This window comes from Ruegeria sp. TM1040 (assembly GCF_000014065.1).
Taxonomy (GTDB): domain Bacteria; phylum Pseudomonadota; class Alphaproteobacteria; order Rhodobacterales; family Rhodobacteraceae; genus Epibacterium.
Genome location: NC_008043.1, coordinates 324,874 through 345,600 on the forward strand (window position 1 = coordinate 324,874; position 20,727 = coordinate 345,600).

Annotated in this window: 20 protein-coding genes; 10 read left to right on the forward strand and 10 right to left on the reverse strand. The window is 59.7% G+C overall.

The window, feature by feature from the left end:
* Position 1: 1 nt before the first annotated feature.
* A complete protein-coding gene (locus TM1040_RS01995; protein ID WP_011536931.1) occupies positions 2 to 814 on the forward strand; it encodes a phosphodiesterase in 813 nt (270 codons plus the stop codon).
* Between the two features lie 43 nt (positions 815 to 857).
* Here TM1040_RS01995 and TM1040_RS02000 read toward each other — a convergent pair whose 3' ends face one another.
* The 5 genes from TM1040_RS02000 to TM1040_RS02020 form a co-directional block, all read right to left on the reverse strand.
* Positions 858 to 2,141 (reverse strand): TRAP transporter large permease, encoded by a 1,284-nt coding sequence (locus TM1040_RS02000; RefSeq protein WP_011536932.1) that lies wholly within the window; start codon positions 2,139 to 2,141, stop codon positions 858 to 860.
* Positions 2,134 to 2,661 carry a TRAP transporter small permease gene (locus TM1040_RS02005; RefSeq protein ID WP_011536933.1) on the reverse strand — a complete coding sequence of 176 codons (528 nt, stop codon included), beginning with the start codon at positions 2,659 to 2,661 and terminating at the stop codon, positions 2,134 to 2,136. Before TM1040_RS02005 ends, TM1040_RS02000 begins: the two co-directional genes overlap by 8 nt.
* Before the next feature lie 56 nt (positions 2,662 to 2,717).
* On the reverse strand, positions 2,718 to 3,698 hold the full coding sequence (locus TM1040_RS02010; RefSeq protein WP_011536934.1) for a TRAP transporter substrate-binding protein: 981 nt from the start codon (positions 3,696 to 3,698) through the stop codon (positions 2,718 to 2,720).
* A 116-nt stretch (positions 3,699 to 3,814) separates the two neighbouring features.
* Positions 3,815 to 4,693, reverse strand: a complete 879-nt coding sequence (locus TM1040_RS02015; protein WP_011536935.1) for an NAD(P)-dependent oxidoreductase — start codon at positions 4,691 to 4,693, stop codon at positions 3,815 to 3,817.
* Positions 4,694 to 4,780: 87 nt separating this feature from the next.
* On the reverse strand, positions 4,781 to 6,268 hold the full coding sequence (locus TM1040_RS02020; protein ID WP_011536936.1) for an aldehyde dehydrogenase family protein: 1,488 nt from the start codon (positions 6,266 to 6,268) through the stop codon (positions 4,781 to 4,783).
* Positions 6,269 to 6,537: 269 nt separating this feature from the next.
* Between TM1040_RS02020 and TM1040_RS02025 the strand changes: the two genes are divergently transcribed.
* A complete protein-coding gene (locus TM1040_RS02025; RefSeq protein ID WP_011536937.1) occupies positions 6,538 to 7,161 on the forward strand; it encodes a hypothetical protein in 624 nt (207 codons plus the stop codon).
* Positions 7,162 to 7,253: 92 nt separating this feature from the next.
* Here TM1040_RS02025 and TM1040_RS02030 read toward each other — a convergent pair whose 3' ends face one another.
* Positions 7,254 to 8,300, reverse strand: a complete 1,047-nt coding sequence (locus tag TM1040_RS02030) for an Ldh family oxidoreductase (RefSeq protein ID WP_011536938.1) — start codon at positions 8,298 to 8,300, stop codon at positions 7,254 to 7,256.
* A gap of 156 nt (positions 8,301 to 8,456) precedes the next feature.
* Here TM1040_RS02030 and TM1040_RS02035 point away from each other — a divergent pair, with 156 nt between their 5' ends.
* From TM1040_RS02035 to TM1040_RS02065, 7 genes are all read left to right on the forward strand, one after another.
* Positions 8,457 to 9,146 (forward strand): GntR family transcriptional regulator, encoded by a 690-nt coding sequence (locus TM1040_RS02035; protein ID WP_011536939.1) that lies wholly within the window; start codon positions 8,457 to 8,459, stop codon positions 9,144 to 9,146.
* Between the two features lie 115 nt (positions 9,147 to 9,261).
* The gene (locus tag TM1040_RS02040; RefSeq protein WP_011536940.1) at positions 9,262 to 10,782 is read left to right on the forward strand and encodes an aldehyde dehydrogenase (NADP(+)); all 1,521 of its coding nucleotides are present in this window, start codon (positions 9,262 to 9,264) and stop codon (positions 10,780 to 10,782) included.
* A 169-nt stretch (positions 10,783 to 10,951) separates the two neighbouring features.
* A complete protein-coding gene (locus TM1040_RS02045; protein WP_044026546.1) occupies positions 10,952 to 11,266 on the forward strand; it encodes a hypothetical protein in 315 nt (104 codons plus the stop codon).
* A 220-nt stretch (positions 11,267 to 11,486) separates the two neighbouring features.
* Positions 11,487 to 12,104, forward strand: a complete 618-nt coding sequence (locus tag TM1040_RS02050; protein WP_011536941.1) for a paraquat-inducible protein A — start codon at positions 11,487 to 11,489, stop codon at positions 12,102 to 12,104.
* A complete protein-coding gene (locus TM1040_RS02055) occupies positions 12,071 to 12,706 on the forward strand; it encodes a paraquat-inducible protein A (protein WP_193339793.1) in 636 nt (211 codons plus the stop codon). The genes TM1040_RS02050 and TM1040_RS02055 overlap by 34 nt, the downstream gene beginning before the upstream one ends.
* Positions 12,703 to 14,787, forward strand: a complete 2,085-nt coding sequence (locus tag TM1040_RS02060; RefSeq protein WP_011536943.1) for an MlaD family protein — start codon at positions 12,703 to 12,705, stop codon at positions 14,785 to 14,787. Before TM1040_RS02055 ends, TM1040_RS02060 begins: the two co-directional genes overlap by 4 nt.
* A 1-nt stretch (position 14,788) precedes the next feature.
* Entirely contained in the window at positions 14,789 to 15,346 is a 558-nt protein-coding gene (locus tag TM1040_RS02065; protein WP_011536944.1) for a PqiC family protein, read from the forward strand.
* A 28-nt stretch (positions 15,347 to 15,374) separates the two neighbouring features.
* On the opposite strand, the gene TM1040_RS02070 is transcribed toward TM1040_RS02065, so the two are convergent.
* From TM1040_RS02070 to cysP, 4 genes are read right to left on the reverse strand one after another with little or no spacing between them, the layout of a single operon-like run.
* Entirely contained in the window at positions 15,375 to 16,100 is a 726-nt protein-coding gene (locus TM1040_RS02070; RefSeq protein ID WP_011536945.1) for an ABC transporter ATP-binding protein, read from the reverse strand.
* Positions 16,097 to 16,900, reverse strand: a complete 804-nt coding sequence (gene cysW / locus TM1040_RS02075; RefSeq protein ID WP_011536946.1) for a sulfate ABC transporter permease subunit CysW — start codon at positions 16,898 to 16,900, stop codon at positions 16,097 to 16,099. The genes TM1040_RS02070 and cysW overlap by 4 nt, the downstream gene beginning before the upstream one ends.
* Before the next feature lie 3 nt (positions 16,901 to 16,903).
* The gene (cysT, locus tag TM1040_RS02080) at positions 16,904 to 17,794 is read right to left on the reverse strand and encodes a sulfate ABC transporter permease subunit CysT (RefSeq protein WP_011536947.1); all 891 of its coding nucleotides are present in this window, start codon (positions 17,792 to 17,794) and stop codon (positions 16,904 to 16,906) included.
* 18 nt (positions 17,795 to 17,812) lie between these two features.
* Entirely contained in the window at positions 17,813 to 18,850 is a 1,038-nt protein-coding gene (gene cysP, locus TM1040_RS02085) for a thiosulfate ABC transporter substrate-binding protein CysP (RefSeq protein WP_011536948.1), read from the reverse strand.
* A 342-nt stretch (positions 18,851 to 19,192) separates the two neighbouring features.
* On the opposite strand from cysP, the gene TM1040_RS02090 reads away from it, so the two are divergent.
* Entirely contained in the window at positions 19,193 to 20,719 is a 1,527-nt protein-coding gene (locus TM1040_RS02090; protein WP_011536949.1) for a DUF4153 domain-containing protein, read from the forward strand.
* Positions 20,720 to 20,727 lie beyond the last annotated feature (8 nt).

Consider the following 20,727-nt stretch of genomic DNA (forward strand, 5'->3'; position numbering starts at 1 on the left):
CATGACGTCCTTCATTCAACTCACTGACACGCATATCGTCTCTGAAGGTTCACTCGCCTACGGGCGCTCGGATACCGCGACGGCGCTGGCGCGCGCGGTGGACACAATCAACAGCAGACTGCCGGTCCTCGATCCCGTGGACTGCGTGGTGGTGACAGGCGATCTAACGGATCACGGCAGCGCGGAGGAATATGCACATCTGCGCCAACTGCTTGCGCCATTGAACGTGCCTGTGCGGGCTATCCCCGGCAACCACGACACGCGCGAGGCCATGCGTGCAGCTTTCGCCACCGAAGATTGGATGCCTGCGTCTGGCCCAATTCAATGGCATCACGATTTTGGTCCCTTTGCGATGGTGGGCCTCGACACATTGGTTGAGGGCGCTCCCTACGGGATGGTGTGTGAGGCCGGGCTTGGGTTTCTGGCGCGTAGTCTGAAGACCACCCCAGACAAGCCGCTTGTGGTCGCCACGCATCATCCTTGGATCCCTTCGGGTATGGCAGATATGGACCGCAACAATCTGCGCAACGGGCCCGCAATGCTGGATCTTCTGCGTGAGCATGACGCCCCGGTGCACGTAATCTCCGGCCACCTGCACCGCGCCATGAGCGCGCTCGTCGACGGGGTGCTGCATCAGGTGGCCCCCGCACCCTGCCATGCGGTGCATCTCGATCAGCGCGCAGATGCGGTAAACAGCCTTGTACTGGAGCCGGGTCAAGTGACGGTCTACAACTGGCACGACGTCACAGGCGGCCTGGTCAGCGACTTGCTTCCCATCGGAGATTATCCCGGCCCTTGGCCCTTCTATGACTGAGCGTGCCCCGGCAACCGGAGCACGCGCACAGACACGGTAGATCTCAGAATCCGCTGACCTCAGGAAGCCAGGTAGACAGGTTTGGTACAAATGTGATCAGCAAAAGCGCCGCGGCCAAGGCCAGAAAGAAAGGCGGCAATTCGCGGATCAGAGCGGACGGCTTCAGATGCACCGTTGAGGACACTACAAAGATCAGGCTCCCGACCGGGGGCGTGGTCAGCCCCATCGTCAGGTTCACGATCACGATGATGGCAAAATGGTTTGGGTCGATCCCAAGCGCAAAGCTGATCGGGGCCAAGATCGGGACAAGGATCATGACGCCCGGCAACGGATCCATGAAGAGCCCGAAGGCCAGCAGCAGCAGGTTCACAGCCAACAGAAACGCCACTGGCGACAGCTCCCAGCTGATGATCGTTTCGGCGAGTTGCTGCGGGATGCCCTCGATGATCAGGACCCAGGCAAAGGCCCGCGCCGCCCCCAGGATCAACAGAACCGCCCCGGAGGTCATTGCGGCCTTGAGCGAGATGTTCGGCAGGTCACGAATCCGCAGCGAACGATAGACAAACATCCCCACAATCAGCGCATAAAATACCGCGATGACCGAGGCTTCTGTGGGCGTGAAGGCCCCAAACCTGATGCCTCCGACGATCAGGACGATCAGCGAAAGCGCAGGAAGCGCATAGACAAAAATCCGCCCGATCTCGAGGAGGGTCGGCATGACATCACCGCTCATGTAGCCACGCTTGCGGCTCACATAAGCGTTGGCGACAAGCACCATGCAGGTGATCAAGACGCCCGGCAACACCCCCGCCATGAACAAGGACCCAACAGAGACATTCTGATCCTGCATGGCGTAGATGATCATGGTGATCGAAGGCGGGATGATGGGCCCGACTACCGCGCTGGCAATCGTGAGCGCCCCGGCATACGAGCGATCATACCCGCCTTTTTCCATCATCCGGATCATCATCGAGCCGGGTCCAGCCGCATCGGCCAAGGCGCTCCCGGAAATGCCTGCAAACATGGCGGAGCTGACCACATTGGCGTGCCCTAACCCACCTCTCAGATGCCCGACGAAGGACTGCGCCAATCGCAACAGCGCCATGGTGACGGCCCCGCCCGTCATGATCTCTGCCGCGAGGATAAAGAAAGGCACCGCCAAGAGCGGAAAACTGTCAAGGCCAGAGAACATCTCTTTGACCACAACGAGGTGCGGGTAAGACGACCCAAGGCTCAGTGCCAGAAAAACAGCGATCATCATTGCAAAGGCCACCGGCAGTCCAAGCGCCAGCAAGACAAAAAGTGCAGGGAAAAGGATCTCAGCCATTTGCGCCTCCGGGCAAAGCGGTTGGCGCATCAGAAGGCTTGCCTGTGGGCTTAAAACGTCCAGCCGTGATGAACGGATGCGCTACAAGAAGCAGATGCACCATTAACAAAAGAAACCCGACGGGCATGGCCGCATAGATATAGAGAAACGGCAGGCGCAGCGCAGGCGTGACCTGATATTGCATCCTCTGCGTATATTGCAGACCGACGTGGACCATAAATCCAAAGAACAAGAGCAGCCCCAACACGATCGCTCCTCTCAAGAGCCGCTGTCCCAAGCTCGGCAATGCGTCTTGCAGATTTGTGATCGCCACATGCCCCCCTGCGCGCAAGACAAGCCCCGCGCCGGAAAAGGTCATCCAGATCATCAGATACCGCGCGGCTTCATCCGCCCAGGGCAGTGAGTGCCCGGTAAAATACCGCAGCGCAATATTGGCACCGACGACGGAGGTCATCGCTGCCATCAGCACCATCAGAAGGCCGCCATTCAGCGCCACAAAGTAGTGTTCCAGCTTCTTCATTTCACGCCCCCCGGGGGTAGACCAGCGCTGCACCAACAGCGCTGGTCGTATGTTCATCACTCAGCCGCGACGATCGATTTCACGAGATCCTCGCCATAGGTCTTGTAATAGCCCTCGTAGGCAGACTGGATTGACGCTTGGAACGCGGCTTTTTCATCGGCGCTCAGCGCGTTCACTTCCATGCCGCGTTCCTTGAGCGTTTCAACACCGCTGGCTTCGATGCCATCGACGTATCCGCGCATGGCACCCACGGCCTCGGCGGCGGCGGCTTCAAACGCAGCCTTTTGCTCGTCATTCAGACCTTCCCAGAAGGGTTTGGACACCAAGAGCATCGCAGGCGAATAAACGTGACCGGAGAGGGTCAGGTATTTCTGCACTTCGTCCAGTTTCACCGAAACGATCACCGAGAGCGGGTTTTCCTGTCCGTCGATCACCCCTTGCTGCATGGAAGAGATCACCTCGGGCCACGCCATCGGTGTCGGCGCGGCGCCCATCGCGTTGAACGCCGCGAGGTGGACCGGGTTTTCCATTGTGCGCAGCTTCAGCCCCTGAACGTCGGCAGGAGTGTTGATTGCATTACGGTTGTTGGTGATATGGCGAAAGCCCTGCTCGCCCCATGCCAGCGCATGCAGGCCAACAGCGTCAAACTTTTCAAGGATGTCCTGACCGATGGGGCCGTCGAGCACCGAGCGGGCGTGGCCAAGATCCCGGAACAGGAACGGGATGTCGAAAACACCAGTTTCAGGGACAAAGTTGGCCAGCGTGCCGGAAGACACGATGGTGACTTCCACGGTGCCAAGCTGCAGGCCCTCGATCACATCGCGCTCACCGCCCAGACCGGACGACGGGAAATGCGTGAAGCTGAAATCCTCACCGGTCTGCTCCAGCACAACCTCTTCGAATGTCTTGGCAGCCACGCCGTAATGGCTGTCCTCTGCCAGTGCATAGCCAATCTTGATCTCGGTCTGTGCGGCCAGCGGAACGGCAAAGGCAAAGCTGGCACCTGCGGCCAGGAGACTGCGGGAAAAAACGGTCATGGTAATCCTCTCTAGTGTTGGTCCATGGTTTTGAAATAAGGGGGCTTTTCACAAGCTCCCCCAGCCTGCACGTCACAAACATGCAGGGTTAAACATCGGTCAGCCGTGTGGCTGCCTTAGGATGAGCTGTTTTTGAACAAGGCGCAGAGCTCTGGCACATAGGCTTGACCGTGGCCATCGGCCACCGCATCGGCCAGAGCCTGCGACACGCCGTCTGCAACGGTTTGCTTTGCTCCCGCTTGCTCTGACATCGCACGGTAATAATCGATGTCCTTTTGCGCGTTGGACACAAAGAACGGCAGACCCTCGCGATCTCCTTCGGTAATAAAAGGCGCAAGGCGTTCGAGCGCGACACTTGCCCCGCCTCCCGAGGCCAGCACATCGACAAAGACGGCAGGATCAACGCCCGCATCCGCAGATTGCGCAGCAGCTTCCGCCAAGAGGGTCATGAACCCGACAGAGACGTAATTATGCAGGAGCTTCAGGCGATGACCGTGGCTGAGCGGTCCCACATGCGCCACATCCTCGGTAAAGGTTGAAAGCACCGGACGCACCCGCTCCAGCGTGTCCGTCGCGCCCCCGACCAGCAGGTTCAGCGTGCCCTCATGGGCGTGTCTGGCCGTGCGCGTCATCGGCGCATCGAGGTAATCGCCTCCTGCGGCGCGCACTATCTCGGCCATGCGCAGAGTCGACTCGGGCAGAGCCGTCGAACAATCGACTATCACAGCGTTCTGTCGCAATGCAGTCGCCACGCCCTGATCGCCAGCAACAATGGCCTCGACCTGAGGTGAGCCGGTCACGCAGAGGATCACCACATCCGACATCGCAGCCACTTCGGCAGGCGTCGCGCAGGCCACGGCACCCAGTGAAACAATTTCATCTACGGGCTGATTGCCCGGATGATCCAGAAAACTCAGCGCAAACCCACCGCGCGACAAAACATTACGGGCGATGCCGTGGCCCATAAGCCCGACGCCGATAATACCAACATGCATGATGTCACTCCTCATCCTTGCGGCCACAGCGCTGCGGCCCTGCTCCGGACCTAGATCCGGGGCGCTCCTCCCTGATGCCTCAGTCGGTCAGTCCGTGTTGATCCAGATCGCCTTGGTATCGAGGTATTCTTCCATGTGCTCGGTGCCGCCTTCGCGCCCGTAGCCTGACATCTTGACGCCTCCGAAGGGCACCGCAGGGTCGATCGCGTGGTACATATTGACCCAGACTGATCCCGCCTTCAGGCGATGTGCCAATTTGTGCGCGGTCCCGAGGTGGGTCGAGAACACACCAGCAGCCAACCCATAAGGTGTCGCGTTGGCCCGCTCGACCACCTCATCGAGACTGTCAAACGGCAGCGCCGAGATCACCGGACCAAAGATCTCCTCGCGTGCGATGGACATCTCGTCCGTGACGCCACCAAACACAGTTGGCTCGATGAAGTGTCCGCCTTCAAAACCCGCGCCTTTCACCCGTGCGCCACCGGTCAGGATCTCCGCACCTTCGCTTGGGCCGGCAGCGAGATAGCCCGCAATACGCTCTGCCTGCCGCGCAGAGATGATCGGGCCTACGTCCGTGCTCTCTTCGATGCCGTGACCAATACGCAGATTGGCAGCGAATTCCGCAACACGTCGCACAAATTCGTCGTGGATCTCGCGCGCCACAAACAGCCGCGACCCGGCGATGCAGATCTGGCCCGAGTTTGCAAACACCGCCATGGCTGCGACGGGCACCGCTTTTTCAATGTCTGCATCCCGGCAGACAATCACCGGGGATTTGCCGCCAAGCTCCAGCGAAACCCGTTTGAGGTTTCCGGTTGCCGCGCGGGCGATGGCCTGCCCTGTCGCGGTGGAGCCGGTAAAGACGATCTTGTCGACACCAGAATGCGCCGCCAGCGCCGCACCCGCCGCGGCGCCGTACCCGGTGACGATATTCAAAACCCCATCGGGCAGGCCCGCTTCCTGCATGATCCGGGCAATCATCAGCACCGTCAAAGAGGCCTCCTCGGAAGGTTTCAGCACCACCGTGCAGCCGGTTGCGATGGCTGGCGCGATCTTCCAGATCGAACCCGCGATCGGCGCGTTCCACGGAATGATCGCGCCCACCACGCCCACCGGTTCGCGCACGGTCGAGGAATGGATCTCCCCCGGAAAGGAGTTGGGGATCGTGTGGCCATGGATGGTGACTGCCTGCCCCGCATAAAAGCGCAGCATCCCCAGAACACGACGGCTGTTGGCGAGCGTGCGCTGAATCGGCATCCCCATATCAAGCGTGTCGGACAGACAAAGCGTTTCCCACTCTGCCTCAAAGCGATCCGCGATCCGGAGCAGCAGGGCCTGACGCTCAAAGGGGGTCCATTTCGACCACGGCCCCTCAAAAGCCGCGCGCGCCGCCGCGACAGCCGCATCAACATCCGCTGCGCCGCCTTTGGGCACCGTTGCCAGCAAAGCGCCGCTCGCAGGATTACGGGCCTCGATCACCTCGCCGGATTGCGATTCACACCATTTTCCGTTGATGAACATCGGGCGAAACCCGCCATCATACAGAGCCGAAGCCGCCGCTTTCCAATCCGTCATGCTGTGTCCTTTGTCGTCTCTGGGTGCTGCCCGATTATGGAGCCTGCCCCACCCCCGAGGGGGCCTGCATAAAATTTCTTTGCCATCATCTACACTCAGGTTTGCCGAGAAAGCCAGTCGCGCGCGTTGCCAATTTGTGAACGCCCATCTGCCCAGCAGAACGCCTAAGTTGTACAGTGGGACACCACCGGCGAAACAGCGCCGATGCTCTGTGATCGCGCATACCTCCACGGCTTGCACCACACAGGACGAAGACGTAACTCCCTGCCATGGCGTCAAAGATCCTCATTCTCAGTACCCGCGAAAATGGCAGCGGCCGAATTTCCCTCACTCACAAGGCAGAGGGCGCCAGCGGCATCAGTCGTATTTCGGCAGACCTGTCGCGCGATGACCTGTTGCAGCTTGTGCTGTTTTGCGAGGGCTGCGATCTGCGCAGGATCTATGGCAGCCCCGCGCCTGCGGAGCTCACGCTTGACGGCCTGTCGGTGGCCTATGATCCACGCCAGGATGAACTGCTGCTGTCGCGCCAAGTAGGCTTTAGTGAAAAATCGGCGCGGGTCGGCTATGCTGCCTTCCTCGCCGAGATGGCCGGAGTTGTGGAAACGGTGATCGATCAAGCCGAAACTTCGAAACATGGACTCACGCTCAAGACGTTGCTGAAGGACACAGAGCTCCCCGATGCTGCGGTGACGCATCTCACCACCGATCAGATCGCCGAGGTGCGGCATCGGCTGCATGAAATGGCGCTCCTGATGCTCTATGATCGCGCGATGGAGAAAGGTTCGCGGTTTGCCAAACTCTTGCGCACCAAAAAATTTCGCCCGGAGGCGCAGGCATGTGCCGATGATCTGGTCGCCGCGTTGGCACAAAGCCTGCTGGCACGCGGCGACTGATCCACGAGATGAGTGCTCCACGTCACAACTGGCCAGTGCCCCGTTGAGACCGCCCGTGAGAGCGCGCTGATTTATTCTCTTTCGGCCGGTTGTCAGCTTGATCCGATGGGGCTTTCCATCAGCGCTTCAAGATCGCGATACAATGCGCTCGGGATTTCCAGATAGCCACGCTCCAGATTGCGCGCACGCGCTGCATAGCGTCGCTGAGACGGCAGCCGCGCACCTTGAGCGATAATATCGGCAAAGAGACGCTCTGCTCGTGCATCATTCTGCGCTACGCGCCCGCCAGAGAATTTCTCTGGGTCGAACGCCAGAATGATTTGCCCATGATACGGCGCGCATCCCGGGCGCCCGGCAGCGGCTTCACTCTCCAGACTGATGAGGTCATCAATCAGCGGCCCCGCCATCAGCTCGATCATGATCGACAGTGCAGATCCCTTGTGGCCGCCAAATGTGAGCATCGCTCCGTTCAACGCCGCGTCGGGGTCGCAGGTCGGTTGGCCGCGTTCATCAATAGCTACCCCTTCGGGCAGTGGTTTTCCGGCCCGCTTGTAAAGCTCGATCTCCCCCCGCGCAAAACCGCTGGTGGCAAAATCAAAGGTAAAAGGGTCTTGCCCCTTGCGCGGCCAGCTAAAGGCAATCGGATTGGTGCCCAGGGTCCCTTTTGTGCCACCTGCGGGCGCCACCCAGGAATGGCTTGGCACCATGGACAGACCTGCAAGACCCGCGGTTGAAAGCGCCTCAACCTCTGGCCAGAGCGCTGAAAAATGAAAACAATTGTTCACGGCAAGCGCGGCCATACCATAGCGTCGCGCCTTTTCAATCAACGTGGGCATTGCCTCTTGGACGGCCAGCAGGGACATCCCTTCGCGCGCATCTGCCCGAATGATCGCAGTGTCCTCGGAGTGGATCTGAGGGCTCGCAGCCGCATCGATTTTTCCGTCCTTCATCGTGTTGGCGCACATGAAGAGACGAAACAGCCCATGTGACTGACAATCATCAAGCTGGCAGCGATAGAGCATCTCGGAAATGGCCGCGACATGCGCCGAGGCGTAGCCGCAATGTGTCAGGACTCGCTCGGCAAGTGCGCGCACCTCGTCCAGCGTCAGTTGCGTTGTGGCATCTTCAGTTTGAGTCATCCTCACCCTCTCGACTTGCATGATGGATATCGGATACATCATGCAAGTCGACACGACTACCCCCGCCGTGTCCGCACGTGGGGTTTTCAACTTGAAAGAATAGGAAAATTCCGTAACGTATCCAAAATACCGACAAATAGGGAAAAGTGTATTCTCATGGCTGGCAAACGCGCGGTTTCTCGCAACACCCTTCCGGATGTCATTGCCAATGATCTGCGAGAGCGCATCCTCAGCGGTGAGCTCGCCGAAGGCGAGATCATTCGCCAAGAAAGCCTAGCCGATGAATATGACGTCTCGCGCATGCCCATTCGCGAGGCCCTGAAACGCCTGGATGCCGAAGGGCTGGTTCAATTCACCAACAACCGCGGCGCTTCAGTCACTAAGCACTCCCTGCCGGAGATTGCCGAGATCTTTGACCTGCGCATCCTGATCGAAGTCGATCTGTTCCGCCGCGCGATCCCGGCTATGACCTCCACGGATTTTGCCCTGTGCAATCAACTGCTCGAGGAAATGGACGCCTCCTATGATGCCAACGATGTGGGCAAATGGGGGACCTTGAACCACCAGTATCACTCGGCGCTTTATGCAGCTGCGGATCGCAAGTTGACCAATGACGTGCTGCAGGGGATCAGCCTGCACTCGGATCGGTTCGTGCGGATGCATCTGAGCGTGATGGAGCAACGCGAACCCGCCAAGAAAGAGCATCGCGACCTGCTGCGTTACGCCGAGGCGCGGGATGTCGAAAAAGCCTGCGCCGCGCTGCGCGATCACATCACGCGCACCAAGGATGCCTTGCTGCGTCTTGTTGCCGAAAACCGCGCTCTGGCAGGCGATCAAGCCAACTGACAGAACCCTGCTCTCAACCCGAGATCGGGCCGCGACGGGAAACGGGTTGCATCATCCAAAATATGTATACATTATCCTGCATCAAATCCTACCGAGTCAAACCAGAGGCAAGACCATGTTCCACCCTCACGGAAACCACCTGATCGCCGGGCAATGGGTCACAGGAAGCGACCACTTTGCCTCAAGCCCCGCACATGGCGAAAGCTACGCCTTCTCCGTCGGCCGCGTATCTGACGTGGACGCCGCTGTCGAAGCCGCAGAAGAGGCGTTTGCGGCCTATAGCGCAACCTCGCGTGCCGAACGGGCGGCGTTTCTCAATGCCATCGCCGACGAGATCGAGGCGCGCGCGGATGACATCACCGCAATCGGCACGCAGGAAACTGGCTTGCCCGAAGCGCGCCTCCAAGGCGAGCGTGGACGCACCACGGGCCAATTGCGCCTCTTTGCCGACCATATTCTTGCGGGTGACTATCTCGATCGCCGCCACGACGAAGCGCTTCCGGACCGCGCGCCCCTGCCGCGCCCCGACCTGCGCATGGTGCAACGCCCGATCGGCCCGGTGGCTGTCTTTGGCGCATCCAACTTCCCCCTCGCCTTCTCGACCGCTGGCGGCGACACAGCCGCCGCGCTTGCGGCGGGTTGTCCGGTGGTCGTGAAAGGCCATAGCGCCCACCCCGGCACCGGCGAGATCATCGCAGAAGCCGTTCTGGCCGCGATCCTGCGCTGCAAGATGCCTTCTGGCGTTTTCAGTTTGATCCAAGGCGGCAACCGCCAAGTCGGCGCGGCGCTTGTCCAGCACCCGCTGATCAAAGCCGTCGGCTTCACCGGGTCTCTTCGCGGCGGTCGGGCCCTGTTCGATCTTTGCGCGCAACGCCCTGAGCCTATTCCCTTCTTCGGGGAACTGGGCTCCGTCAACCCGATGTTTATCTTTGATGCCGCACTGAACGCGCGCGGCGAAGCCTTGGCCGAAGGCTGGGCCGGATCGCTGACGATGGGCGCGGGACAGTTCTGCACCAATCCCGGCATCGCGGTTCTTCGCGCTGGCGCAGATGCAGATCGCTTTGTCGATGCAGCCGCAGCAGCGCTTGCACAAACCGCTGCGCAAACCATGCTGACCGACGGCATCGCTCATGCCTACCGCGATGGTCAGCGTCGTATGGCAGGTGTCGAAGGCGTCCGCGAGGTGCTCGCCACCGAAAGCGACGCGCGCAACGCGACCCCATTTCTCTACATGACGGACGCGCAAAACTGGCTACAAAACGAGTCTCTCTCCGAAGAGGTCTTTGGCCCGCTTGGCCTTGTTGTCACCGTCGCGGACATGGACGAGATGCGCGCGGTTGCACGTTCGCTGCAGGGACAGTTGACCTGCACCCTGCATCTGGACGACGGCGATAGCGATACAGCCGCGACCTTTGTACCGATCCTCGAGCGCAAGGCCGGGCGGGTGTTGGCCAATGGCTTCCCGACTGGAGTTGAAGTCGCTGATACAATGGTACACGGCGGCCCCTACCCGGCTTCGACGAACTTTGGCGCCACCTCGGTTGGCACCTTGTCGATCCGCCGCTTCCTGCGTCCGGTCTGTTACCAGAACATCCCCGAAGCCCTGCTGCCTGCAGATTTGCGCGACGCAGGGTAAACCTCCCCCCGACCCGGAGCACTACACCGGGTCGGGGATGTCCGGACCGCGGCAGTTGGAGCAAGGCACGTCAAGATCGATTGGCGGCCAAGGTCTGGCGTTTGGGTATACTCGCGCCAAAGAAATCGGTATCACGAGACGCGTTTGTGATATTTTTGGATTTCTTTTGATGAAGAGCTTTAGATCAGCGGCCCTCATTGGGGGTGTGGTGGCACTTACCGGCATGGCCGCAATCATTGGGTTGGTCTTGCTGATCGATAGAGGCCCAGCCCCAAATACCGACACACTACGGGATATGCGGTTGGCGATGACGGTCTGCGCACTGGTGGCGCTCTGCATCGGTCTGCGATTGCGACAGATCCCGGCGGCACAGATGTGCGCCTATGTGAGCGCATTGATCCTTCTGGGGTCTCTCTGTGTCTTTGTTTGGGGCGGGTATCACGCTCAGATAACACACTCCAGCGAGGGTCACATCCGAGACTGATTCACCGCGCGGCCATCGCATGTTCGCACCTTCCATTTGCGCCTAGCGGCAAAAGCACGCCTTAGCTGCAACGCCCATCCCGTCTTGATTGATCTTCACCCGCGCGTCATGGTTACCTTTCCGGCGAGCGCGTCCTGCTTTGTTGCTGCTTACCTAATTGTTCGCCTTCGCCGCTTTGCCTTCGGGCCTTGTGTCAGACGCATCTTGGATTTGGGCTGTCATGAACCTTGATCAGATAATTGCATGTCCGATGTGTGACGCCCTGCATCTCGATCAGGAGGTGCAAAAACAGTCCGTTGCACAATGCGCCCGCTGCGGGACCGTGTTGGCCGCGCCAAAGTCAGGAGCAATGACACGGATCGCGATGCTTTCGATAACGGCGCTGATCCTGTTGATGGCAGCGGCAAGCTTTCCGTTTCTCTCGCTCAGAGTACAGGGCTTTTCCCACCAAGCTTCTGTTCTTGATACGATCCTTGCCTTTGCGACGGGTCCGATGCTGCCGCTCTCATTGGCCACGGGGTTCTTGATCCTGCTTGTGCCCGCGGCCCGTTACTGCGCATTGATCTACACGCTCGCCCCAATGGCCATCGGCTATCGGCCGGCCCCGCATGCAGCGACGGTCTATATCTGGGCCGAACGCCTCAGGCCCTGGGCCATGGCAGAGATCTTTATCATCGGAGTGGCTGTTGCGTTGGTCAAAGTCTCCGGCCTCGCACGGGTGGAGCTTGGGCCCGCGTTTTGGGCTTTTGCCGCACTACTGGTCGTGACAATCCTTACCGATAGTTCAATTTGCAGGTTAACCGTTTGGAAGACTCTCAAAACACGCAGCACTATTTGACGGCCACTGAGGCCGGGCTGTCGGGCTGCCGCACCTGTGGCAGCGTTGCGCCCTCTGGCAGTCAGGTTTGCCCGCACTGTCGCAGTCGGCTGGAGCTTTCGGAAACCGCATCCCTGCAACGGGTATGGGCGTGGCTGACGGCGGGGCTGATCGCCTATGTGCCGGCCAATATCTATCCGATGCTGCGCACCAAGACCTTTGGCCAGACCTCCGAGAACACATTGATGGGCGGTATCATTGAGCTGTTTCATCACGGCTCTTACGGTGTGGCCTTTATCGTATTTTTCGCCAGCATCCTGATCCCGATCGCAAAGTTCCTCGCCATAGGATTTCTTGCAATTTCAGTCCGCAAGCCAGTGACACTCGATCATCACAGGCGACTGGTCCTGTTCGAGGTGGTCGAATTCATCGGCAGATGGTCGATGATCGACGTCTTTGTTGTGGCGATTTTGACCGCATTGGTACAACTGGACTATGCCGCCGCGATCAGTCCCGGTATTGCAGCTGTGAGTTTTGCCTTGTCGGTGGCCTTCACCATGCTGGCAGCTCAGAGTTTTGATCCGCGCCTGATGTGGCTGGCGGACAATGAGAAGACATCATGAACCCCAAAGAGCCTGCACAGCTAAAGATTTCAGATCAACGCCCTTCAATGTGGCGCAACCTCTCACTGGTCTGGCTCGTGCCCCTGCTGGCCCTGATCGTATCGCTTGGCATCGCCTGGAAGAGCTATTCAGAGCGCGGCGAGTTAATCCACATCGCTTTTGACAATGGCTCTGGGGTGGTCGCCAATGAAACCACGCTGCGCTATCGCGATGTGGTGATTGGCCGGGTGGAGCAGGTCGGCTTCTCCGAGGACCTGAGCCGTGTTTCAGTTGCCGTTCGCGTCGACACGGACATCGCTCCCTTTCTGGATGAAGATGCGACCTTCTGGGTGGTGCGCCCGGAGGTGAGTTCGCGCGGGATCTCGGGGCTGAGCACGGTGCTGTCCGGCGTCTATATCGAAGGCGCCTGGGACGAGACCGCCGGATCCGCGCAGACCGAATTTGTGGGGCGGGATCGCCCCCCTCTGGTGCAGCCCGGACGCGCCGGGCGCCGGATTACCTTGCGGACCGAAGATGGCAGGATGATCACCGAGGGCGCGCCTGTCCTGTTTCGCGGCATCGAAGTGGGCCGCCTTGAACACCCCCGCCTGACCGTAAGCGGCAACAGCATCGTGGTGGATGCCTTTATCGAGGCACCGCACGATCGCCGGATCAACTCGGCCACGCGCTTTTGGGATACCTCCGGCTTTACCGTCTCCTTTGGAGCGGAAGGGCTGTCTTTGGATGTCGACAGCCTTGCATCCCTTGTTTCCGGCGGGATCGAATTCGACTCTGTCTTTGATGGCGGCAGCCCGGCGAACCCCGGCGCGGTCTTTGACATCTATCCAGATGAGGCCACCGCAAGGCGCACTGCTTTTGCGCGTTCCATGGCCGGTGGCGTTGCGATCTCTGTAGCGTTTGACGACTCTGTTGCGGGTCTGAGCAGTGGTGCACCCGTAGAGCTCGGCGGTATCAAGGTAGGCGAAGTCGGCAGCCTCACCGCCGCGATCCAGAATGAGACCGACACGGCAGATGTCAAACTGGTGGCCAAACTCCTGCTGCAACCCGGATTGCTGGGTCTTGCGCCAGGTGCCAACGAAGAGGACGTTTTGGACTTTCTTGAGACCGCTGTTGAGGGTGGAATGCGGGCGCGTCTCGCTTCTGCCGGACTCCTGAGTTCAGAGCTGATGGTAGAACTGGTGCGCCTCGATGATGTCCCTCCCGCCAGATTTGATCGCACAGCAGAGCCCTTCCCGGAAATGCCAAGCGCGCCATCGGATCTGCCTGATTTCTCTGCAACAGCAGAAGGCGCGATGGAACGGATCAGCCAGCTTCCGGTGGAGGAATTGATGGCGCAGGCGATCAATACCTTGGCCAGCATCGAGGCTCTGGCCGCCGCCGAAAGCACCCGGCAGGCCCCGGCAGCTGCTGTGGCTCTCTTGGAAGAAACCCGCGCCCTGCTGAACGATCCAAGCACACGCGCCCTGCCCGGAGAGCTGCGCGCCACCGTCTCAGATCTGCGTGCAATCCTGCAGGAGTTGCAACAGGGACGCGCCGTTGCGAACCTGACCGCTGCGCTTCAAGATGGGGCGCGGGCCGCAGATGAGATCGCGACAGCCTCAGAGAATCTGCCCGCGTTGGTGGACGATCTGCGCGACCTTGCCGCCAAAGCCAACAACCTTGAAGCGGAAGAGCTGATCCAATCGGTCAACACGCTGATGACCAGTGCAGATGCGCTGATTGGCACAGAGGCGGCTCGTGCGCTTCCAAGCTCATTGTCGGCGGCGCTCGAGGAAATCCGCACCACTCTCGCGACACTGCGCGAGGGCGGATTAGTCGACAACGCAAATGCCACCATGGTCTCGGCCCGCGATGCCACGCAATCGGTTGCGCAAGCCGCAGAAGGCCTGCCCGCGCTCTCCGCGCGGCTGGAGCGCCTCATGACCCGGTCAGAATCGCTGGTGGCGGCCTATGGGGATCGCTCCAATTTCAATATGGAAACGCTCGATATGCTCCGCGAAATCAAATCCGCAGCGCGCGCGGTCTCGCAGCTTGCCCGCAAGATCGAACGGGATCCGAACTCACTGGTATTTGGTAGATGATATGAAAAAACTGGTTTTATCTCTGTGTGTTGCTGGCGCTCTTTCAGCCTGTTCAAGCGCCAATGACCCTCGCTACCTGATCGCGGCCACCCCCGCAGAGCGGGTAAAAAATCTCAGTGCGCGCACGGTCGAGGTACAGCTGGTGTCCCTGCCTTCCTACGCCTCTGCGTCGGACATCGTCTCCGAAGGAGATGGCGGCGCGCTCTACTCTCAGGAACGGGCACAATGGGCGGATGATCCGGCGCGCGGCATGTCGGTTGCAATCGCGCGGGGGCTCAGCGATCGCACGGGTGCAGCTGTCGCGGTGGAGCCATGGCCACTCAATACGCCGGCCGATGCACGGCTCGATGTACGCATTGACCAGAGCTACGCACGCGCGGATGGGCTGTTTGAGCTCTCCGGGCAATATGCCGTTTCATCCCCAGACGGGCGCGTACGGGAATTTGTCAAACGGTTCCACATTGAAACCCCGGTCACTGAGTCCGGCCCAGCCGCCGCCGCGCGCGCGCTTTCGGCTGCATTGGCGGAACTGTCCCGACAAGTGGCCGTGTCGATGTGACGGTCCCGTGCAGGTCGGCGCGCCGGGATCAGGCCGCGCCTTGCAGTAGCTCTCTTACGGCCCCAGTCGCCGGCCGGTCACGCAGCGCATCCGGGGTGTCGAACTGCACGATCTGCCCCTGATCCATCACGGCCACGCGGTCCGCAAGATCCCAGGCTTCGGCCTGATCATGCGTCACCATGATCGCGCCCACCCCAACCTTTTGCTGCAATGTGCGCACAGAGCTGCGCAGAGACCGGCGCACCTGCGCATCCAGTGCACTAAAGGGCTCATCCATCAACAGAAGCTGCGGATTGATCGCCAGGGCCCGCGCCATCGCCACGCGCTGGCGCTGCCCGCCAGAGAGTTGCTGCGGAAAACGGTCGCCAAGATCCTGAAGGCCGATCATCTCCAGAAGCTCCGAGACCTTGGCGTCACGCGCTGCACGACCAGGGCGCGCGCGACGCGGCAAAACCCGCAGACCGAAGGCGATGTTATCGGCCACCGTCATGTGGCGAAACAACGCGTAGTTTTGAAACACCATGCCAAAGCGGCGCTTGCCCGCCGCCAGCCCGGTAATGTCGCGACCATCAAGATGCAATTGCCCCCGATCCGCCTGCTGCAGACCCGCTATGATATTCAACAGAGTGGTCTTTCCCGAGCCGGAAGCGCCGAGGAGCGCTATGAACTCGCCCTTTTTCATCGCAAGCGAGACGCCCTTTAGCACCTCGGTGCCATTGAAACTCTTATGAATATTACTGGCTTCGAACGTCATCTCGCATGTCCTTTCTCTGGCCCAAAGCGGTTCAGGAGCCCGCGCAACACCAGCGTCAGCAGCGCCAGAGCCGTGAGCACAGTTGCAGCGGCAAAGGCTCCGGTGGCGTTATAGTCATTGTACAAAAGCTCGATCTGCAGCGGCAGGGTCATGGTCTCGCCCCGAATGGAGCCAGCCACCACGCTTACCGCGCCGAATTCGCCCATCGCGCGCGCCGCTGTCAGCACCACGCCATAGACGAGCGCCCAGGAGATATTGGGCAGCACCACAAAGCGGAAGAGATGCCAGCCATTTGCGCCCAATGTTATGGCGGCTTTCTCCTCGTCCTCGCCCGATACCATCAGCACCGGAATAAGCTCGCGCACCACGAAAGGGCAGGTCACAAAGAGCGAGACCAGAACAATCCCGGTGAGGTTGAACATCAACTGTATGCCCTGCGGCGCAAGCACGCCGCCAACAGGACCATAGGCTCCATAGACCAACAAGAAACACAGACCCGCCACGATAGGAGAGATCGCAAAAGGGGCCTCAATCAGGATTAACAGCGCGCGCCGACCAAAGAACCTGTAGCGCGCAATCAACCACGCCGCCGCGACGCCGAACATCACATTCAGCGGCAATACAATCAGCGCCGTCACCACCGTGAGGCGGATCGCTAGCAGGGTCTCCTGGTCCAGTATGTTGGCGATATAGGTCCCCCAGCCCTCGCTGAAAGCGCGGTGGAACACCGCCGCCACGGGCACTGCGATCACCACGGTGACAAAGAGAAACGACAGAGCAATCAATATGAAACGCGTCATGATCTACCCTTCCGTCCGCAGGTAGCGATAGAGCCGGGTTTGCACCAGGTTGACCACGATCAACAACAAAAGCGATAGCCCCAGAAGGCTACCGGCAATCGCCGCCGCCGCCGGATAGTCGAACTCATCAAGTCGGATCAGGATCAGAAGCGAGGCGATCTCGGTCTTGAAGGGGAGGTTCCCGGCGATGAAGATGACCGCGCCGAACTCTCCGAGCGAGCGCACAAATGAGAGCGCAACTCCGGTCAGGATCGCAGGCAGCAATGGACGCAGGATCACCCGCACAAACCTTTGTAGACCACTGGCCCCAAGCGTGAGCGCCGCGGCTTCCTCATCGGGGTCCAGTTCCTCGATCGCGGGCTGTATCGCGCGCACCGCAAAGGGCACCGAGGTGAACACCATCGCGATTACAATGCCCCACCAAGTATAGGCGATCTTGATGTCAAACTCCGCGAGCATCCCGCCGATCCAGCCGGATTTGTCGTAGAGCGCCACCAATGCGATCCCCGCCACAGCAGTCGGCAGCGCGAAGGGAATGTCGACAAGCGCGTCCAGGACTCCGCGCCCCCAAAAGCGATAGCGCACCAGGACCCAAGCCAGAAGCAGACCAAAGACGGCATTGATCAGCGTTGCAAGAGCCGCCGCAGACAGTGTCACCTTGAGCGCAACAAGCACGCGGCGAGATGTCATCACCTTGATATAGTCAGCCGGGCTCAGTTGAGCGAGTTGCCACATCAACCCGCTTAGGGGCAATAGGATGATCAGCGTCACGAACAATAGTGTCACGCCAAGAGAAAGGGAAAACCCCGGCAGCACGCGCGGGGCGGTTCGGGTCAGGGACACCACGGTGATACTCCGGTATGGGTTTCGTCCGGCCCCCTCGGGGCCGAACATCGTCACAAACGATCTGGGTTAGTTGGTGAAGACCCGGTCGAGCGTACCACCCTCGCCAAAGTGGGTCTCCTGCGCTTCGGCCCAGCTGCCAAAGACTTCTTCGACCGTGATCAGACGCACATCAGGGAACTTGTCGGCTGTTGCAGCCACCACCTCGGGGTGATGCACACGGTTGTTGAAACCGGCAATGACTTCCTGCGCGTCCTTGGAGTAGAGAAAGTCGAGATAGGCCTCGCCAACGGCTCGGCTGCCCCGTGCATCTGCCACCTTGTCAACCAGCGCCACAGGGAACTCTGCCAAGAGGGAGATTGCAGGCACCACACGATCAAAGGCACCTTCATCCTCACTGGCGCGGATGTTCTCGACCTCGGCCTCGAAGGTAATCAGCACATCGCCAAGCTCACGCTCGACAAAGCTCGTTGTCGCACCACGCCCACCGGTGTCGAACACCACGACATTGGAGAGGATCTTACCGACAAATTCCTGCGCCGCGGCCTCATCGCCTCCAAACTTGTCAAGCGCATAGGCGTAGGCCGCGAGATAGGTGTAGCGCGCATTGCCGCTGGTTTTTGGGTTCGGGAACACGAGTTCCACGTCATCACGGGTCAGATCGTCCCAGTCTTCAATACCCTTGGGGTTGCCACCCCGCACCAGGAAAGCCGGGAGCGAGTAGTAAGGCGATGCGTTATTGGGCAGCTTTTGCTGCCAGTCCTGCGCCACAAAACCCTTGTCTGCGAGGATCTGCACATCCAGCACCTGATTGAAGGTCACGAGATCCGCCTGCAGACCTTGCAGGATCGCTCGAGCCTGTTTGGAAGAGCCAGCATGGCTTTGTTTGATGGTCAGTGTCTCGCCCGTCTCTGCCTGCCAGTTTTCGGCAAAAACAGGGTTCAGCGCCGCGTAGAGTTCACGGGCAATATCGTAGGAAACATTGAGGATTTCCTGCTCTTCGGCTTCGGCCGAACTCGCAAAACCAGCAAGCGCGATCGCGGCAGCACCGAGGCTGCGAACCAGAACCCGAGAGGACCGGAGAAACGGTTTGGAGGAGAGGGGCATTTGAGGCTCCGTTACTGAATGTGTCCGTGCATATCTGTTGGATTTTCTCCTGATTGCAATGGGTTGGACAGGATTGAAGTCTCTCATTCCATATCTCTCGCAAAGTGAGAAACAACTGTTCTAAAAACTGCGTGAGATGCAAAACGCTGCTTTCTATGCGCCCAAATTAGCCGGAACTGATCAGCCTTGAAGACATCAACACCGGGTTGAGGTGCAAATCATCGGTGAGAGCCTGCACAATTCCTGCACAAAAGCCCCGCGAAACCTGCGCGACTGCCCCCACAAAGCTGCAAGGCAGGCGTCCAGACTGCCTCCAATGAAACAAACCAATGGAGGCAGTTCATGGCACAGGATCTAATCCTTCACGGCGTTCCAGATCGCATCAGGTTGGACGGGTGGTGGCTCGAGACGACAGAAACACCAGAGCCGGACATCGCGCCGCCTATGAGGGCAAATGGCTCGTTGATGGCGTCATTGCGCATGCGGCAGGTGATCCCCCTGCTTGGCGCGCTTGTGGCACTTGCGGATTGGCTGTTCTGGCATCAGCCGGTCGGTCTCTCACTCGCCATTTTTGCCGTCGTTGTCTCCGCAGCGATTCTGGCGGTGAAACCTGAGCGACCAAGCTTACGGAGCTGGGGCCTCGCCATGGGGTTTGCGTTGCTTTGCAATCTGCCAGTGGTGATCGAGCTTCAATTTCTGTCACTCCTGTTTAGCCTCGGAGGTCTCATCACGCTTGCGGCTTGGGCGTTTGCGGGGTCCAGCTTGACGACGGGGCTCATACTGAGGATGGCACTTCGCCTCCCTGCCTTTGGGCTAGTACATTTGGTGAAAGATACCGCCGATGCGCTACCGCCTGCAACATACTCGTCACGGCTCCGGTACATGGCGGCCACGCTGCTATTGCCGCTTCTGATGGGGGCCGTGTTTCTGGGCCTTCTCGCAAATGCCAACCCAGTCCTACAGGCGGCGCTGGACAGCATCGATCTGCGCCACCTGCTCAGGGCTGAATTTTGGACGCGCTTTCTGTTCTGGGGGTGCGTGGCGTCACTCCTCTGGCCGCTCCTCAATCTGAGCGAGTCATGGATTGGGGCACAAGCCCGCCGAGCGCGCGTAACAAAGGCGGGTCCGCACCGTAGCAGCTTCTTGATCAATCCGCTTTCCGTGCGCAATTCGCTTTGGCTGTTCAATTTGATGTTTGGCATCCAGACCCTGATGGACCTCAGCATATTAACCGGCGGAGTGTCGCTGCCCGAGGGCATGAGCTATGCCTCATATGCACATCGCGGCGCCTATCCCCTTGTGGCAACGGCGCTGCTCGCCGGACTCTTTACACTGCTCACGCGAAATATGATTGGCCAAGACAAGGTTCTGCGGTCTCTGGTCTATCTGTGGCTGGCGCAGAACATGATACTTGTTGCAACAGCCGCGATCCGATTGCAGCACTATGTTGAGGCCTACGCCCTTACCTACCTGCGTGTCGCGGCATTTATCTGGATGGCTCTGGTTCTGACAGGGCTGCTGTTGACGATCTGGCAAATCCATCGCGGGTTTGGGACATCATGGCTATTGCGACGGTGCTTGGCTGCGCTCGCCATCACGCTCTACCTCTCCAGCCTCACAAATTTTGCCGACATAGTCGCCAGATATAATCTCACCCATGGCAGCGCGCTTCGGGGGCCTGACACCTACTATATCTGCAGTCTCGGTCCGGGGGCCTACCGCACGATACTGGATCATGAAGCAAGCACCGGACAGGATATTTGCACACGCATGATTGAACGCGACCTCGAGCGCATTTCAATCCGGAACTGGCGCGAATGGGGCTATCGGATGTGGCGGCTTGAGGCCTATGATCGGGCGCAGAATTGAGAGGCCCG

Bases quoted from the DNA above. Each gene is read 5' to 3' on its own strand.
- TM1040_RS01995 (WP_011536931.1), top strand. From the start codon at position 2: ATGACGTCCTTCATTCAACTCACTGACACGCATATCGTCTCTGAAGGT.
- TM1040_RS02000 (WP_011536932.1), bottom strand. From the start codon at position 2,141: ATGGCTGAGATCCTTTTCCCTGCACTTTTTGTCTTGCTGGCGCTTGGA.
- TM1040_RS02005 (WP_011536933.1), bottom strand. From the start codon at position 2,661: ATGAAGAAGCTGGAACACTACTTTGTGGCGCTGAATGGCGGCCTTCTG.
- TM1040_RS02010 (WP_011536934.1), bottom strand. From the start codon at position 3,698: ATGACCGTTTTTTCCCGCAGTCTCCTGGCCGCAGGTGCCAGCTTTGCC.
- TM1040_RS02015 (WP_011536935.1), bottom strand. From the start codon at position 4,693: ATGCATGTTGGTATTATCGGCGTCGGGCTTATGGGCCACGGCATCGCC.
- TM1040_RS02020 (WP_011536936.1), bottom strand. From the start codon at position 6,268: ATGACGGATTGGAAAGCGGCGGCTTCGGCTCTGTATGATGGCGGGTTT.
- TM1040_RS02025 (WP_011536937.1), top strand. From the start codon at position 6,538: ATGGCGTCAAAGATCCTCATTCTCAGTACCCGCGAAAATGGCAGCGGC.
- TM1040_RS02030 (WP_011536938.1), bottom strand. From the start codon at position 8,300: ATGACTCAAACTGAAGATGCCACAACGCAACTGACGCTGGACGAGGTG.
- TM1040_RS02035 (WP_011536939.1), top strand. From the start codon at position 8,457: ATGGCTGGCAAACGCGCGGTTTCTCGCAACACCCTTCCGGATGTCATT.
- TM1040_RS02040 (WP_011536940.1), top strand. From the start codon at position 9,262: ATGTTCCACCCTCACGGAAACCACCTGATCGCCGGGCAATGGGTCACA.
- TM1040_RS02045 (WP_044026546.1), top strand. From the start codon at position 10,952: ATGAAGAGCTTTAGATCAGCGGCCCTCATTGGGGGTGTGGTGGCACTT.
- TM1040_RS02050 (WP_011536941.1), top strand. From the start codon at position 11,487: ATGAACCTTGATCAGATAATTGCATGTCCGATGTGTGACGCCCTGCAT.
- TM1040_RS02060 (WP_011536943.1), top strand. From the start codon at position 12,703: ATGAACCCCAAAGAGCCTGCACAGCTAAAGATTTCAGATCAACGCCCT.
- TM1040_RS02065 (WP_011536944.1), top strand. From the start codon at position 14,789: ATGAAAAAACTGGTTTTATCTCTGTGTGTTGCTGGCGCTCTTTCAGCC.
- TM1040_RS02070 (WP_011536945.1), bottom strand. From the start codon at position 16,100: ATGACGTTCGAAGCCAGTAATATTCATAAGAGTTTCAATGGCACCGAG.
- cysW (WP_011536946.1), bottom strand. From the start codon at position 16,900: ATGACGCGTTTCATATTGATTGCTCTGTCGTTTCTCTTTGTCACCGTG.
- cysT (WP_011536947.1), bottom strand. From the start codon at position 17,794: ATGTTCGGCCCCGAGGGGGCCGGACGAAACCCATACCGGAGTATCACC.
- cysP (WP_011536948.1), bottom strand. From the start codon at position 18,850: ATGCCCCTCTCCTCCAAACCGTTTCTCCGGTCCTCTCGGGTTCTGGTT.
- TM1040_RS02090 (WP_011536949.1), top strand. From the start codon at position 19,193: ATGGCACAGGATCTAATCCTTCACGGCGTTCCAGATCGCATCAGGTTG.